12 protein-coding genes and 4 pseudogenes are annotated in these 16,012 nt (G+C 39.1%); 11 read left to right on the top strand and 5 right to left on the bottom strand.

Translation table 11 applies throughout. The annotated features are described in order from the left end of the window. The first annotated feature begins 423 nt into the window (after positions 1-423). From pstS to thrC, 6 genes are all read left to right on the top strand, one after another. Positions 424-1,467, top strand: coding sequence for a phosphate ABC transporter substrate-binding protein PstS (gene pstS / locus ACPZ3T_RS01475; RefSeq protein ID WP_490273220.1), 1,044 nt, complete (start codon positions 424-426; stop codon positions 1,465-1,467). A gap of 88 nt (positions 1,468-1,555) precedes the next feature. After that, the gene (gene pstC / locus ACPZ3T_RS01470; protein ID WP_490273219.1) at positions 1,556-2,554 is read left to right on the top strand and encodes a phosphate ABC transporter permease subunit PstC; all 999 of its coding nucleotides are present in this window, start codon (positions 1,556-1,558) and stop codon (positions 2,552-2,554) included. Positions 2,555-2,591: 37 nt separating this feature from the next. Continuing rightward, positions 2,592-3,473, top strand: a complete 882-nt coding sequence (pstA, locus tag ACPZ3T_RS01465) for a phosphate ABC transporter permease PstA (RefSeq protein WP_490273218.1) — start codon at positions 2,592-2,594, stop codon at positions 3,471-3,473. Positions 3,474-3,784: 311 nt separating this feature from the next. Continuing rightward, entirely contained in the window at positions 3,785-4,567 is a 783-nt protein-coding gene (pstB, locus tag ACPZ3T_RS01460) for a phosphate ABC transporter ATP-binding protein PstB (protein ID WP_490273217.1), read from the top strand. A gap of 1,187 nt (positions 4,568-5,754) precedes the next feature. Continuing rightward, positions 5,755-6,540 carry a phosphate ABC transporter ATP-binding protein gene (locus ACPZ3T_RS01455; RefSeq protein ID WP_490273216.1) on the top strand — a complete coding sequence of 262 codons (786 nt, stop codon included), beginning with the start codon at positions 5,755-5,757 and terminating at the stop codon, positions 6,538-6,540. A 344-nt stretch (positions 6,541-6,884) separates the two neighbouring features. Next, positions 6,885-7,976, top strand: a complete 1,092-nt coding sequence (gene thrC / locus ACPZ3T_RS01450) for a threonine synthase (protein WP_490273215.1) — start codon at positions 6,885-6,887, stop codon at positions 7,974-7,976. Positions 7,977-8,063: 87 nt separating this feature from the next. On the opposite strand, the gene ACPZ3T_RS01445 is transcribed toward thrC, so the two are convergent. The 3 genes from ACPZ3T_RS01445 to ACPZ3T_RS01435 all read right to left on the bottom strand — a co-directional run bounded on the left by ACPZ3T_RS01445 (position 8,064) and on the right by ACPZ3T_RS01435 (position 9,271). Further along, a complete protein-coding gene (locus ACPZ3T_RS01445) occupies positions 8,064-8,666 on the bottom strand; it encodes an MBL fold metallo-hydrolase (protein WP_490273214.1) in 603 nt (200 codons plus the stop codon). Positions 8,667-8,827: 161 nt separating this feature from the next. Further along, on the bottom strand, positions 8,828-8,992 hold the full coding sequence (locus ACPZ3T_RS01440) for a type II toxin-antitoxin system HicA family toxin (RefSeq protein WP_490273213.1): 165 nt from the start codon (positions 8,990-8,992) through the stop codon (positions 8,828-8,830). A gap of 33 nt (positions 8,993-9,025) precedes the next feature. Further along, positions 9,026-9,271, bottom strand: coding sequence for a DUF1902 domain-containing protein (locus tag ACPZ3T_RS01435; protein WP_490277087.1), 246 nt, complete (start codon positions 9,269-9,271; stop codon positions 9,026-9,028). Positions 9,272-9,492: 221 nt separating this feature from the next. Between ACPZ3T_RS01435 and ACPZ3T_RS01430 the strand changes: the two genes are divergently transcribed. The 3 genes and pseudogenes from ACPZ3T_RS01430 (at position 9,493) to ACPZ3T_RS01420 (ending at position 10,776) form a co-directional block, all read left to right on the top strand. Next, positions 9,493-9,720: a hypothetical protein gene (locus ACPZ3T_RS01430; RefSeq protein WP_490273212.1), complete on the top strand. Its 228-nt coding sequence runs from the start codon at positions 9,493-9,495 to the stop codon at positions 9,718-9,720. Next, positions 9,710-10,087 (top strand): annotated as a pseudogene (locus tag ACPZ3T_RS01425) (type II toxin-antitoxin system RelE family toxin). The gene ACPZ3T_RS01430 and the pseudogene ACPZ3T_RS01425 overlap by 11 nt, the downstream one beginning before the upstream one ends. A gap of 482 nt (positions 10,088-10,569) precedes the next feature. Beyond that, positions 10,570-10,776: pseudogene (locus ACPZ3T_RS01420) on the top strand (hypothetical protein). Positions 10,777-10,858: 82 nt separating this feature from the next. On the opposite strand, the pseudogene ACPZ3T_RS01415 reads toward ACPZ3T_RS01420, so the two are convergent. Together ACPZ3T_RS01415 and ACPZ3T_RS01410 are read right to left on the bottom strand one after the other, a co-directional pair. Continuing rightward, a pseudogene (locus tag ACPZ3T_RS01415) lies at positions 10,859-11,617 on the bottom strand (sensor histidine kinase); the annotation flags it as partial. A gap of 192 nt (positions 11,618-11,809) precedes the next feature. Continuing rightward, positions 11,810-13,696: pseudogene (locus tag ACPZ3T_RS01410) on the bottom strand (nSTAND1 domain-containing NTPase); the annotation flags it as partial. Between the two features lie 69 nt (positions 13,697-13,765). Between ACPZ3T_RS01410 and ACPZ3T_RS01405 the strand changes: the two are divergent. Both ACPZ3T_RS01405 and ACPZ3T_RS01400 read left to right on the top strand, forming a co-directional pair. After that, positions 13,766-14,101, top strand: a complete 336-nt coding sequence (locus ACPZ3T_RS01405; protein ID WP_490273211.1) for a CU044_2847 family protein — start codon at positions 13,766-13,768, stop codon at positions 14,099-14,101. Positions 14,102-14,648: 547 nt separating this feature from the next. Further along, positions 14,649-15,935, top strand: a complete 1,287-nt coding sequence (locus tag ACPZ3T_RS01400; protein ID WP_490273210.1) for a serine hydrolase — start codon at positions 14,649-14,651, stop codon at positions 15,933-15,935. Positions 15,936-16,012: the final 77 nt, after the last annotated feature.

The following is a 16,012-nucleotide window of genomic DNA, read 5'->3' as shown; positions in this document are numbered from 1 at the left end:
CCTCGCTGAGTAAAATTTGCAGTAGGAAAAGTTATTTTTCGTGTTCTTGAAGTAACAAGTAAGAAGTCATGGGTATTTACTCATAACTCATAACTTATTACTCATAACTCATAACTCATTACTCATTACTCATAACTCATTACTCATTTGTTTCCTTGAATTTACCATAAATTCATGAAACTTATGTTTATGATTACAAAAAAAATAAATTATTAATTAAGTTTTATGTACTCTTTATTTCCGATTATTCAGATCATAAATAAAAATTGATTTAGTCATCAATCAGAGATATTAGCTATAAGCTCAATTTAAATACATTTTAAATACTGCTTTACCTTTTGTTAATCTAAATTAAAAACAAAAAATGTACCTTAATGGAGGCTTTGATTTAAGCAGCAAATATTCCTTTGATTACGAGGTAATATGGTTTTTTCAACCACCGTTTTTCAGCGTGTATTTAGCACCGCAGTTTTAGCATCTGCTGTTGCAGTTAGTCCTATTTTTACAGCCACCGCTCAAGCTCAAACTCTCAATGGTGCAGGCGCAACTTTTCCCGCTCCACTCTATGAAAGATATGCTCGTGAAGTGAGAAAGAAGCATCCAGAGTTGAAAATTAACTACCAAGGAATTGGTAGTGGTGGTGGTATTCGCCAATTCACTGCTGAAACCGTTGATTTTGGTGGTAGTGATGCAGCGATGAAAGATAGTGAAATAGCTAAAGTGAAAAGAGGTACTATCTTAGTTCCCACAGCAGGCGGTGCAGTTTCTGTAGTTTACAATGTTCCGGGAGTGAATAATCTCAGATTATCCCGCACTACACTACCAGCAATTTTTGCTGGTCAAATTACCAATTGGAGCGACCCAAAAATCAAAGCTGACAACCCTGGTGTCAACTTACCAAATCAACCAATTAGATTTGTTGTCCGTGCTGATAGTAGCGGTACAACTTTCATTTTTACCAACCATTTAAGCAGCATCAACCCATTTTTTAAAGGCAGAATCGGAGCTAGTACTGCACCGAAATGGACTTTACCAAATGTTCTCAGAGGTAAAGGTAATCCTGGTGTAGCTGGTATAGTTGCTCGTACTCCTGGCTCTATCGGATATGTTGAATATTCCTATGCTGTCGCTAACAAGCTAAGATCAGCACAACTACAAAACAAGAGAGGGGAATTTGTTGCACCTTCTTTACAAACTGCAAACGCTGCTTTGTCAGCTGTAACTTTTCCAGACAATTATCGTGTATTTGTAGGAGATCCAGGACAAGGTTATCCAATTGTTGGCCTGACTTGGATGATGATTTACAAAAATTACCCTAACGCAGCTAAATCTGAAGCCGTTAAAAAATGGATTAATTGGGTGTTGAGAGATGGTCAACAATTTAATGATGATCTAAACTACACCAGAATCCCTGCTGATGTAGCTAACCGAGTATTACAAACAGTCAACAGCACTGTTAAACCATAATTGCTTGTTCGATGGTATGAGGGTGGATAAATAATCCACTCTCATTAATATAACAATTATTAGTTTGATGATTTAATAATTGATATCTATGGCAAATTTTTCAGACCAAAATAATAATTTTTCCAGAGAAGTAAATTCAGATAATCCTATTGTAGAATTGATCGCTAATGACGGCAGCAATTTTTGGTTAAATCAAGGTTTTACTTGGCTAGTCTATATATTTGCCATCATCACAGTCGCAGTCTTATTTGTGATGAGTTGGATTATTTTCCATGAAGCTAAACCAGCGATTGGCACATTTGGTATAGGTTTTTTGTGGAGTCAAGAGTGGGATGTCAGTAATGAAACCTTTGGAGCTTTACCCTATATTTATGGAACTTTAGTAAGTAGTGCGATCGCTATTTTAATTGCTTTCCCGGTTGGTATAGCAGTAGCCTTAGTTACGAGCGAAAACTTTCTCCCAGGATCAGTTAAAACTACATTAGCATTTGTCGTAGAATTGATCGCTGCTATTCCTAGCGTAATTATTGGCTTGTGGGGTGTTTTTACTTTTATTCCTGTTATTGAACCTTTACAAAAATGGTTATCAACTAACTTGGCTTGGATACCACTTTTTAAATCAGATTTCCCCATCGGCACAAATATGCTCACCGCCGGGATAATTTTAGCGATTATGATTTTACCCACAATGGCCGCCATTACCCGTGATGTATTACTAGCTATACCAAAAGAATTACGTACTGCATCTATGGCTTTGGGTAGCACCCGTTGGGAAACTATTTTTCGAGTGTTGTTACCTGCGGGATTTTCAGGAATTGTCAGTGCATCAATGCTGGCGTTAGGACGTGCGTTAGGTGAGACAATGGCCGTAACTATGGTAATTGGTAACTCTGCCCAAATTAGCTTATCTTTACTTGATCCAGGTTATACAATTCCTTCTGTACTCGCCAATGAATTTGCTGAAGCACAACCAGGTTTACACATTGGAGCTTTAAGTTATTTAGGATTAATTTTATTTGGTTTAACTTTAGCCGTAAATATTGCTGCTAGATTATTAGTGCAGTGGTTTAGTAATAAAAATAAATAGCTATCGTTGACATGAAATTTTAACGTTACGTAAACATATGACGAACTATCAAAATTCTGAAATAGATAAATTATTAGCACAAGAATTATATAGCCCTCTACCAACATTCAGGCTATTATTCACTTACGCCATGAATGTAATTGCTTTTGGGTTCGCAGGTTTAGCATTAATTCCCTTAGTATCAATTTTGTGGGAAATTATTGCTAGAGGCATCGGCGGCATCAAAATAGAATTGTTTACTAAATCGGTAATTGATAACGGATTTGGTAATGCTATTTTAGGAACAATCACAGTTGTAGCTATTGGTTCAGTTTTGAGTATTCCCGTTGGCTTATTTACAGGAATATTTCTAGCGGAGTTTGGAAAAACCAATCGTTATGCTCGGTTCGTTCGTTTTATTACCAGTATTTTGACTGGCGTGCCTTCTATTGTCGTGGGAATATTTGCCTATGGTGTGATAGTGTTATTAACTAAGAAATTTAGTGCGATCGCAGGTGGTTTTGCCTTAGCCACAATCATGCTGCCTATTATTGTCCTCACCACAGAAGAAGCCTTAAAATTAATTCCCATAGACCAACGTCTGGCCTCTGCTGCTTTAGGAGGAACACGTTTTCAAACGACTTTTCGCATAGTTGTTACAGCCGCTATACCTGCAATTACTACAGGTGTTTTACTTGCCGTAGCTCGCGCCGCAGGTGAAACAGCACCACTAATTTTTACTGCCTTATTTAGTTTAGACTGGTCAGCCGGATTAATCAGCCCCACAGCTTCCCTACCAGTATTAATATTTAATCTATACAATGACCCGAACCCAGAAAGAAACCAACTAGTCTGGACAACCTCCATTATTTTACTTGGCTTAGTTTTGTGTGTTAGCCTCATTTCTCGCCTAGTGACCAGTAAGAAAAAAATTAAGTAAATTCAGTAAAACGAGTTGAGAAAAATAGACTATGTTAACTAATCTAAAAAACCAAGATTGAGTTCGTAGTAAGGGCTTTAGTCCTTATTTGCTAACTAAAGTTCTTAATACAAACCTTTAATTACTTCCCCTGTTCTACTTAAGTAAACATCTGCAACTTGCCACATCAGGATGCAAATATCAACACTCTTATCTGTCAACAGTGACCAAGATTAAAAGTATTTTGAATTTTGAATTTTGTAGGCGCAAGCCTTCCCGTAAGGGTACTTTGAATTTTTAATTCGGAGCATAGCGACGTGACATTCCCTGGCATGATGAATGAATTAAAACCAGCTATTAAAGTTAAAAGCCTCAGCTTTTATTACAACACCTCAAAAGCCATTGAAGGGGTGTCTATGGATATTTACCAAAACCAAGTCACAGCTATTATTGGCCCTAGTGGTTGTGGTAAATCTACCTTTATCAAAACCCTGAATAGAATTAGTGAATTAGAAGGGCCAGTTAAGGTAGACGGAAAAGTAGAATTTTTTGGTCAAAATATTTATGACCCTCGGATTAATATTAATAGACTCCGCCGCCAAATCGGTATGGTTTTTCAAAGACCAAATCCTTTTCCTATGAGCATCTATGAAAATGTTGCCTATGGTGTGAGAATATCAGGTAGACTACCCCAAGCAGAATTAGATGAAATTGTCGAATCAGCCCTTAAAGGTGCTGCTCTTTGGAGTGAAGTCAAAGATAAGCTAAATCAATCAGCTTTAGGACTTTCTGGAGGGCAACAACAACGGCTTTGTATTGCTCGTGCTTTAGCCATCAAGCCAAAAGTTTTATTGATGGATGAACCTTGTTCTGCCCTTGACCCCATCGCTACAATGAAAGTTGAAGAACTCATTCATAGTTTGCGTTCTGAACTAACTATTGCTATTGTTACTCACAATATGCAGCAAGCCACCCGTGTCTCTGATTTTACAGCTTTCTTTAGTACCGATGAAAGTCGTATTGGTCAAATGGTGGAATTTGGTACTACAACTCAAATTTTTAGTCATCCCCTCGATCCTCGCACCCGTGACTATGTTTCCGGGCGTTTTGGCTAAAATTAAGTAATAAGTAATAAGTAATAATTAAATTTATTACTCATTACTTTTTTCAATCAGTACAAGTAGGGTGTGTTAGACGTAAGCCGTAACGCACCAAAGGCTTTGGAAAAGTTTCTTTACTACTTAAAATCCTATTGTCTTTTGATATAAAAAATTGGTGAATATTTGCACCTAGATTTCATATAATTTTATTAACTTTACTATTAAAAATATCATAAAGTCCTTTAGTAGAAGTAGGAAGGTTGGGGAAATAAAAAACAGTTTTACCCTTATTTTTAACAATTTTTTTAGCTCCAAAAAGTTGGAAATGCAATCTTTTTAAGCCTTATATCACGCGATGTGCAACTTATTATTAAAACCCCTCTCCATAGAGCGAAGCTCTTCTCGTAGAGTACCTCCGAACAGCAACTGTAGAGACGTTGCATGCAACGTCTCTACTTTGATTCTTGCTCCCCTTCCCACTCCTTCGGAGAAGCAAGCTATGTAGGGAAGAGGCTGGGGGTTAGGTTTCAAAGAAAGTTGCACACGGCGTTATATCCCAATTGTCTTGCATTTTCTTATCCAAAAATAGCCACGAATTGCTTACGAGTAAAGAGTTTTAAAATTCCAACAGGATACCCTATTTACTCATTACTCATTACTCATTACTCAATGAATAAAAAATGGGTAAATCTCATCCAAGTCAAAAGCCTACCCTTACATCCCTGCTTTTCTTGAGAGTTTAGTTGCTGTACCTGAAAAACATACAATATATCAAGATCAATTGAGATTATTCTCATCCCAAATGTAAAAAGAATCAGTAATTTTACTTGAATTTATAGTTAAAAGGTAATTAAATTAGTATATTTTCTAATGTCTGCCCACCAGTATAAGATAATTCAGGTGATAATTGAAATAATAAATACAACGTCATGGACAATTTAACTGATCAAGCAGTTAGACAATTTAGTTTGTTACTTGCTTGATTTCAACACACTAACAAAATAGCACATTTTCTATGTTAAAGAACAAAATGTTTGTATTAATTACTGGATGTTAAAAACTAAACCTAAGCCAGAGTAAATCCTAAGTTTTTGGTAACAGAGCGATGAAAATTTGAGATTAGCTAGATAAATAGTGAAATAACGTCACTTTTAGTCCTTTTACTATATTCAATCATTCTTTACTACATAGGGTTTACCAGCATGAACAAACTTATTCCAGCTATCAGAGTCAAAAACCTGACTTTTTATTACGACATCCAAAAAATACTAGAAGGGGTGTCAATAGATATTTATCAGAGTAAAGTCACTGCAATTATCGGCCCTAGTGGTTGCGGGAAATCTACCTTCCTGAAATGTCTGAATCGGATGAATGAATTAGAAGCAGAGATCAGAGTGGAGGGGAGAGTAGAATTTTTTAATCAAAATATTTATGAGCGACGAGTGAATCTGAATCGGTTGCGGCGACAAGTTAGTATAGTCCTTTCTAAGCCGAATTTGTTTCCCATGAGTGTTTACGATAATGTGGCTTATGGGGTAAAAATAGTAGGATGGCGGCCAAAGGTAGAAATAGATGGAATTGTAGAATCTGCCCTTAAGGATGCCGACCTTTGGGATGAATTAAAACATAAAATACATAAGTCTGCTTTAGAACTGTCTGGTGGTCAACAACAGAGATTATGTATTGCTCGTGCTTTAGCGGTGAAGCCGAAAGTCATATTGATGGATGAGCCTTGTTTTGGTCTTGACCCCATCGCTAGTATGAAAGTGGAAAGCTTGATTCAAAGTTTGCGTTTGCGCTCGGAGTTGACCATCGTAGTTGTGAGTCACAACTTATCACAAGTCACCCGCATCTCTGATTTTACCGCCTTCTTTCACTTGAATCAAAATCGAGTCGGCGAATTGGTCGAATTTGGTGCGACGAAAAAAATGTTTACCAACCCGGCTCATTCTCGTACTCGTGACTACGTTCTGACTCGTATTAGTTAAAGATGTGCGCTAATGCAGGGGAGCAGAGGGAACGGGAATATTTAGTGTGAAAGTAAGTATGTTAGTAGAGTGCGTTAGCGGAGCTTACCGTAGGTATCGCTAGCACTAGTCCTATAGAGATGACTTTGGCTATACAGTTCAGATCAATTTTGGGGGATTATGGCAACTGACGCAATTGTTAATTAAATTAAATCAAAATTATCTGTAAAATAACTGTACAAAAAGAGATAATATCTGGGGTAAAAATCTCAGAAACACAGAAGGACGCAAAAATATAGACCTTCTTTGCCTGAGCAATGACCATGATCCTTCATAATATAGTTTTGAACTAAGTTTGTAAGCCCGTGACTGTAAGCTTGTCTATTGCCCAATCTCATCGCCAACCCTGGCCCGGACTCATCGAAGCCTATCGTGAGTATTTACCTGTCAGCGATTCTACGCCGATTGTCACCTTATTAGAAGGTAATACTCCCTTGATTCCCGTGCCAGCGATCGCAGAACGCATCGGTAGACAAGTACGGGTATTTGTCAAGTACGATGGTCTTAACCCCACCGGTAGTTTTAAAGACCGGGGAATGACAATGGCGATTACCAAAGCCAAGGAAGCGGGAGCGAAAGCCGTAATTTGTGCTAGTACCGGTAATACTTCCGCCGCCGCCGCCGCCTATGCTCGTCGTGGGGGAATGAAAGCTTTTGTATTAATTCCCGATGGTTATGTGGCCTTGGGTAAATTGGCGCAAGCTTTACTTTACGGTGCGGAAGTTTTAGCCATCAAGGGTAACTTTGACCGCGCCTTAGAAATTGTCCGCGATATGGCAGAACACTATCCCATTACCTTGGTAAACTCCGTCAACCCCTACCGTTTAGAAGGGCAAAAAACCGGAGCATTTGAAGTTGTCGATGCGCTGGGAAATGCTCCAGACTGGTTATGTATCCCCGTCGGGAATGCCGGGAATATCACAGCATATTGGATGGGATTTTGTCAATATCACCAAGTCGGGAAATGCGATCGCCTCCCCCGGATGATGGGATTTCAAGCCGCAGGCGCAGCACCGTTAGTCAATGGACAGCCAGTGAAACATCCCGAAACTATCGCCACAGCTATACGTATCGGTAATCCCGCTAGTTGGGATAAAGCGATCGCAGCGCAATCAGCTAGTCAAGGTCAATTCAAAGCCGTCACCGACGAGGAAATTCTCGACGCATACAGACTTTTAGCCTCATCAGAAGGTATTTTCTGTGAGCCTGCTAGTGCCGCTTCCGTCGCTGGGTTGTTACAGGTGAAAGACCAAGTACCCACAGGTGCAACCGTGGTGTGTGTCTTGACTGGTAACGGTTTGAAAGACCCCGATACAGCGATTAAACACAGTCACGCCCAATTTAAACAGGGGATTGAAGCAGAATTAGATGATGTCGCCAAGGCGATGGGATTTTAGGAGTGCTGAGATTTTGGCGTAGGTTGGGTTGAGCGGAGCGAAACCCAACATTAACCTCTACAATGTATCCACAGTTAATTCCGCTATTTATCCTAAACTAGCTGCTAATTCTTTTAAGCGATCGCGTCCATCTCGAAACACAGACCAACCATCACCGACTAAAATAGTTTCTAGCTGTTCTAAAGCTGCTAATCTGTGAACTGAAGCCACAGCCTCAGCTTTATTCAGTAATTTATCATCGGGTAAAATGCTTAAACTACCTGCTTTGTAAGCACGGACTAAATCCCCAGTAATTAGGGTAGTTTCTTGTAGTAATAACGCTAACTCCCCTGGAGTCTTAGAACCTTGCATTTCCAAAACTTTCAGTCCTGGTACAAACTCATCACCATCAGCTAGCCAGCGATCGCATTTTAAAGGAAAAGTATCTTTCTCACCCACAGGGGCGGCTATCTTAGCATAGGTTTGATCTGCAATTTCCTTAGCTGACCGAATATGGTCTGAGTTAGTGATAATAATCCAATCTACACCACCTAAAGATTCCAAGTGATTCCAGTCATGATTGGATAGTGCCACAGGGTCAATTAAGATGTTACCACTGGGGCGAATCCAAGCAATTCCATTGAAATCAATATTTCTTGCCGGGTTGAAATTAGACCAACCATATAAATCAGGACGGTGTAGAAATTTCATAATAATTCTGGCTCTATACCTTTGATAGTGATGTACTTATCAGTCAGCATCAATAATCTATCATTCAAAGCTATTTTGGTATATCGTCAGAGGATAGTAGGCGATCGCATTGATAATTTGCTGAAAAAATGACAAACAAGGCGGGTAATTGTTATCTCCGCTTAAAAGGCTTTAGGCAGTCCTGCTTGTTTCAAAATGCCGTTGGCTGTATGGCGTGACTTAATAGTTCCGTCTACTACAAACTGACGATCTGTAATTGGACTGTACCAAATTTCATGATCTCCTTTGCCTTGCCTTTCAAAATAGCATCCAGCCTTTAAAAGCATCTTTTTCAACTCAGGAGTAAACGATGCACCCATCTATGAAGCGACCTCAATCAACTCTTGTCGATGGCTAATTAACTCAAATGTGAGAGAACCTGCATAGTCAGGAGGAACGATTTTGTTGAGAATAATGAGTTCTGGAATCATATCTCGTAGCTTTTGGGTAAGAATCTCTATCGTAGAAGCTTCCGTCACTAATCCAGGTACATCATCGCTAGTTGCAACCCAGACTTCAGCTTCAGAATCCCAAAATGCTTCCACCTTAAATGTGATTTGTGTCATCATCGGCTGTTGAAGAAGTAGTTCATTAGTAATTATGACAGCGATCGCCTTTCACTCACTATCATATTGCAGATCAAATCTTGGATATTGGACTTCTGAGGTTGAATTTTCGTGTTCCTACTTCAAAAATTCCTGTTTTTATCTCCAGACGGTGGAGATGAGGGATAATAAATAAAGCGGAATATTAATAATTAACCACCAATAAACAGAAAATTGGATCTATGTTGATTGATAAAATTATCCAAGAACTGCGAGATATCCCAGAAAATAAATTATCAGAAATTTATGAACTAATTCATAATTTTCGCATGGGTTTAGAGAGTGAGTTATCTGCTGAAGAAACACCCACTGAAACAGTAATTGAAGGCATTAACCAAGGCATCAGAGAGGCATTGAGTGGGGAAACTATACCTCTCTCAGAAATGTGGGAAGGTATTGATGCAGAGTGAACCATCACCAATTCAGATTGCTCTGACTCCTCGTTTTAAAAAGGATCTGCGATAACTAGCTAAACGTTATCGTTCAATTCGTAGCGATATACAACCATTAATTGAACAACTTCAAGCAGGTGAGACTCCTGGAGATAGAATTGCTGGAGTTAAATATCAGGTTTTCAAAGTTCGCCTCAAGAATAGCGATATCCAAAAAGGAAAAAGTGGCGGTTATCGAGTAATTTATTATCTGAAAACAGAACAAGAAATCATCCTCACTACAATTTATTCCAAGTCTGATATTTCTGATGTTGGTAATGAAGTCATTGAGGAAGCGATCGCCAAATATGAGCAAGCAATGTCAATAGAAGAGAACCTGACGTAATTTTACACCCGGATTTCTCAGCAATTCTTGCAACCTCAGTCCAGAGTCCGTAGGGGCGGGTTGAGCGAAATATTCATCAATGATTCGAGCATATCTGTGAACCCGCCCCTACTGTTTGTGAGAAATGCGCGTACACTGGGCGATCGCTCTTTACACACCATCATTGCAGTTCAAATCTCGGATGTTGGTGTTCTGAAGTCCAAGTTCCGAGTTCTAAGCACGAAAATTCGAGTTCCCAGCTTAACGTTTCCAGTTCTGAACTCGGAGTTTGCTGTTTTTAGTGAAAAAATTTGAGTTCTGAACTCGACATTTCCAGTTTTAAGCTCAAAGTTCCAAGTTCTGAGGCTGAAGTTTCGAGTGTCAAGCTCAAAACTTCCTCTTTTGATCCCAAAGAGGTGAGTTATTTTCTGCCAATTTTTCAGATGAGCCATAATAAACAAAGTCTAAACCCAATTTACCGGAAAATAAGGAAGGTTTAACTGTTGCTAATCCAGAAAATTATCCAAGAACTGCAAGGCATCCCCGAAGACAAACTTACAGAAATTTATGATCTAATTCACTACTTTCGCTTAGGTTTAGATCAATAGGCTGCACAGCCCCGAACTCCAGAGATACTAACTGCAAAACTCAGCGACGCTTTTTTTGAGCCATTACCAGAAAAGGAGCTTCAGCAATGGGAAACTGATTAAAGTAATTTCTAACCAACATTATTAAAGAAGTGATCGCCAAATATAAGCAAGCAATGCCAATAGAAGACAAACCGAGGTAACGCTAAAATACTTTCTCCTTTAACAAATCCTCTGAGGTGATTAACGGTAAGTTAACTGTGAAAGTAGAACCAATTCCTAACTCACTGCTGACAATAATTTCACCCCCCATCATCCGGCAAAGGTGATGACTGATGGCTAACCCTAGTCCTGTACCACCATATTTTTTGTTAATTGAATTATCTGCTTTAGTAAAAGGTTGAAAAAGCTGCTGCTGTTGTTCGAGAGACATACCAATCCCTGTATCACTAACAGTAAAAGTAATCATGCCAGAGAGAGCATCTGATGGTAACTCTTGTTTTTGACTTGTTGTAATTGTGAATTTTACCTGACCGTTATTGGTAAATTTAGCTGCATTACTCAGCAGATTCAAAAGCACTTGTCGCACTCTGATTTTATCAGCGTACATTGTGCCTATGTGTTCATCACAATAGACTCTTAAGAGATTATCATTTTTCTCTATAGATGGCTTGACTGTCTGAACAATATTATCAATTAACGTTACAATCTCAAATGTCTCTAGGTAGAAAGTCATTTTATTGGTTTCAATTTTAGATAAATCGAGGATGTCGTTAATTATTTCTAAAAGGTGTTTCCCTGCGAAATTAATGGTTTCTAAGTCGGTTATGAGTTCTGTTGATAAATTCAGGTCAATTAAATCATCTTGTAACAGTTGACTCAACCCAATGACTGCATTTAAGGGTGTACGTAATTCATCGCTCATATTTGCCAAAAACATCTCTTTTGTTCTCTTTGCGACTTCATATTTCTGGAGTTGTTTTTCTTCTAATAAAATACTTTTTTCGTAAAAATCTTTAGCTGATATATGTACATCTGATTGTATTTCTTGCCATTTTTTCCGAACTTGTACTAGTAATCCACCCATCATCAAATTTTCATCCTTTGGCTGTTCTTCCCACTCTCGTAAAGCATCTTCCATACGGTCAATAATTCGTCTGATTTCTCTATCTTCGTTTCTCCATTGACTTAATCTTTGCCAACCTTCTATCAATGCCTCATGAGTCAAATCAAGCAGAATTTCTCCTGATTTCTCACAGTCAGATACTAACAAACGTCCTTGAATTAAATTCTCTAAAACATCACTCATTGCTTGCTGATCATTTACTCTCTCACCAGCAAGACTCAACAATTTTGCTTTTGGCTGTCGCTGTCGGGTATCCTTATCTACTGCACCAGTACGCACCAGTTTTAAGAAAATCCGCTTGACCCAAGTTTGCTGCTGTTCAGTGAAACCTGCATACAGTTTTTCCGCATGACGATTCAACGCCCCAATAACTCCACCTAGTGCGTTAAATTTAGCAACTGTTAACTGGTGAGTTGTGCGATCGCGCTGTTCCCAAAGTTCAGTCAGGGCAAACTGCAATAATGGTAAGCAGCCTTTCTCTTGTCCTAATACTTCTTGCTGAATCGCTCCCAGTAATCCCCTTTCTAGTTGATAACCTTGTAACATAGCTGGAGATGCGATCGCTTCTTCTAATTCTGCCCCCAGTAATGGCGGCATATACACAGCTTGTTCCTGAATTAGTTGTGTGAGCGATTCATAGTTTAAACAGTATTCCAGAAAATCGGCTCGCATGGTGGTGATAATCGCTAACCGCCCTTCAGCAACTTGGGTTAACAACTCAATAAATTGTCGTCTCTCTTCTTCCCTCGCACCAAGGGTAAAAATTTCTTCAAATTGATCTACTACCAATAAACAACGCTCCGAACCAGTCAGCCGAGAAATTACAGTAGATAAACCTGCTGTGTCAATCAAAGCCGCAATTTCTCTAATTTCTGTGCGTCCAAACAACTGCGTAAAGGCTCGTTTTAACTCTGCTAACGGTTCAACTCCAGGAAAAATTGGTTCTAAAATGCGCCAACCAATTTTTTCTAACACCGGAATTAAACCCGCCCGCACCACAGAAGATTTACCACTTCCCGACGCGCCAATAATCGGGACAAAATTCGCCTGAGCGAGTTTTCGCTGGATGTCGTTGACAACTTTTTGCCGACCAAAAAAGAATTTGGCGTGTTGTTTCTCAAAAGCCTCTAAGCCTCGATAGGGACATTCCTCACTCACTACCCTAGCCACTACCGGATTTCTGGGCGGATACCAAACCAAAGGAATTGATCGACCACCACCCATATATATTGGTTCTTGGCCGCTGTCCTTGAGTTCCCGTGAGATGAAACTGATCAAATCATTGACGTTAATTTCGCCGGTTTTCTCATCAGCTTGGGAACTAGCTAATCCTTTCAGCACAGCTTGGGTAAAAATTCCGCCTTCCCCATCTTCTCTGGCTCTTTCAAATGCACGGGAAGCGGTAATTAAACAATAGTCAGTTTTACTGTTAAACACCGGAAAACTAGAGTTGATCAAACTTCTCTCTAGTAAAGACCCGGCATAACAGCAGTCTAACAGTACTACTAAGCTGCTGAGTTGGGATTTACTAATCAGGGTGTTGAAATCATCAAAGGCGATCGCCTTTACTCCATCTTTAGCACAATCCGATGTCGCTAAATACCCTTTCTTCACTCCTGTGTTGCTAGTTGCTTCAAAACCATGTCCAGCAAAATAAATTAACGCCTCAGCACCTTTCGCTTTCTCTAGCAAAAATGTGTTTAATGCTTGTCCGAGTTCTTGTCCTGTTAATTTTTTATCAGGCGTGACTTGCCAACATTTATCACTCTCGATTAACTTCTCTGGTAATGGCCGCACATCAAACCGACCATGTTCTCTGAGTAGCTGTGTGATTTGTGCGGCATCATTGACGGTTTTTGGTAGGTTATTGAAGTTGTCATACTTGGCAATGCCAATTACCAGCGCATATCGAGCCATATTTCCTTGGCAGATGTTTTTCCGTAATATTACTAGAATAATAACTAAAAAACTAACTGAGGCTCTTAAATGTCAGAAGTACAAAGTTTAATTGTCAAAGACGATGATCAAGAATACACCATCTACCTAGAATCTAAGACCGCTCCTAAAGAGATAGAAGAGGAAGAACCAGGATATCGTGATGGTTTACCTACGCTCAATATTAAAGATTTTCAAGACAAGATTCGGGGTTATGCCAAGTTAGCTGTTGGTGCATTTAAGAACTTACCTGAAGCGGAGGAAGTAACAGTTAAGTTTGGCATCAAGTTAGGTGGTAAAACGGGTATTCCATTTTTGACTGAAGGCTCGGCGGAGAGTAATTTTGAGATAGAGGTTAAGTATAATTTATCCAAGAAAACTACATAATACACTTAGTCATATTTAGACAACTTGAGCTATTAGCCTCGGAATTAATTCCGAGGTGAGATTAAAAATGCGATCGCCTTATACTCACGATATTTCCAAGTTCTGCTGTGAAAGTGCCTGTTTTCAAAACTGAAAGTATAGTTTCCCAGATTCATCTTTAATTAAAACATCAGATTTGTAGTCTCCATCAAATCTACTATCTCAAGCAAAAACTAATTCACTTCCAACTCTTTGACATCGGTAAAAACCATATTTTCTACCTTTATCACCTAAAAAAATAGCACTTTGGCAAGTTTGGGTACAAGATTTATTGTAATCTGAGTAGAATCTCTTAAATTGACCAACACCTGTTTTGAGATGTATTGTGATGCTGTTAAATAATCTCGCTCTCATTTGTTGATCAAACATTGGAACTATTTTATTTAACCCTCGTCTCGATGCCAGAAAATCAATAAAATTATACCCGGCTGAATTTTCTTCCGGGAAAACTCAAACAATCTGAGAAAATCTGGCACATACACCTTATTGCTTCTTACTACTCACACACATGAAATCACCTCTTGTCTTACTTAGCTTACTCAGTGCAGTTCTTTTATCTTCTCCAGTCAATGCAGCTAGACTACAATCATGGAACTTCAACCCTACTAAAAATCAACTAACTATCACCACTGATTCTGAAGTTAAACCAAGGGCTTTCTTGATTAATAACCCGACAAGAATTGTGATTGATCTACCTCAAACCAACCTCAAAAGTGATACAATCCGCAAAAGTTTTGGCTCAGAAATCAAAGAAATTCGCGTTGGCAAAGTTGACGATAACACTACCAGAATCGTAGTTGAGTTAGCACCAGGTTATACAGCTTCTCCAGACAAGTTAGTCGTTAAAGGGGAGTCTGGCTCAAGCTGGGTTCTTAACCTATCAGCAATTGAAAAGAGTGATAATCTCGTATTTAGTGCTAGTGAAGAAAAAGTTTTTATTCCCATCACCAATAATAATAATTTTGCTGGTGTTGTACCTTTAAATCAGGAAATATCCCAGCTTGAGACTCAAATTAAAAGATTAATGGCACGCTACAAGTCTCTATCACCGGGAATGTTTTTCTTGGATATGCAGACAGGAGAATATTTAGACATCAACGGAGAAAAAATATTTCCTGCCGCTAGCACGATTAAATTCCCCATTTTAGTAGCATTGTTCCAAGAAGTCGATGCTGGTAGAGTCAAGCTCAATGAAACCTTAGTCATGCGCCGTGATTTAATGACTGGTGGCTCAGGAAATATGCAGTATAGAAAACCAGGGACTAAGTTTAGTCTTTTAGAAACTGCAACCAGAATGATGACTATCAGTGACAATACTGCCACCAATATGGTGATTGATAGATTGGGCGGTAAAAATAGATTGAATCAGAGGTTTCGTAGTTGGGGACTGCAAAATACTGTAATTCGTAACCTCCTAGGAGATTTTAAAGGCACTAATACTACTAGTGCCAAAGATTTAGTCAGGGTGGCAGCGTTAATTTCCAATAATAAGTTACTAACTAGCAGCAGCCACGCCCAAGTTATGGATATTATGGTGCGCTGCAAAAATAGAAGCTTATTACCTGTTGGTTTGGGTAAAGGTTCAGTAATTGCCCACAAAACAGGCACATTAGGAAGAGTGCTAGGAGATGCAGGAATTATAGAAACACCATCCGGTAAGCGTTACTTAGCAGGTATTATGGTGGCTAGACCTTTTGGTGATGCCAGAGCTAGGCGTTTTATCAATGAAGTTTCTCGTCTAGTGTATGGTTATCTAGAACAACCAGTATCGGCTAGGCAATTGTCATCTAATTAATCAACAGGAAACAGGGACTGTCTGTGGCTCTTGATTTTAAGTCCCTGTCTTCCCTGGGGGAACTTAGAGAAGACATA

It is taken from the genome of Aliinostoc maniaoense (genome assembly GCF_058172895.1).
Note: the sequence above shows the minus strand (reverse complement) of the source record. Positions and strands in the feature narration are given on the sequence as shown.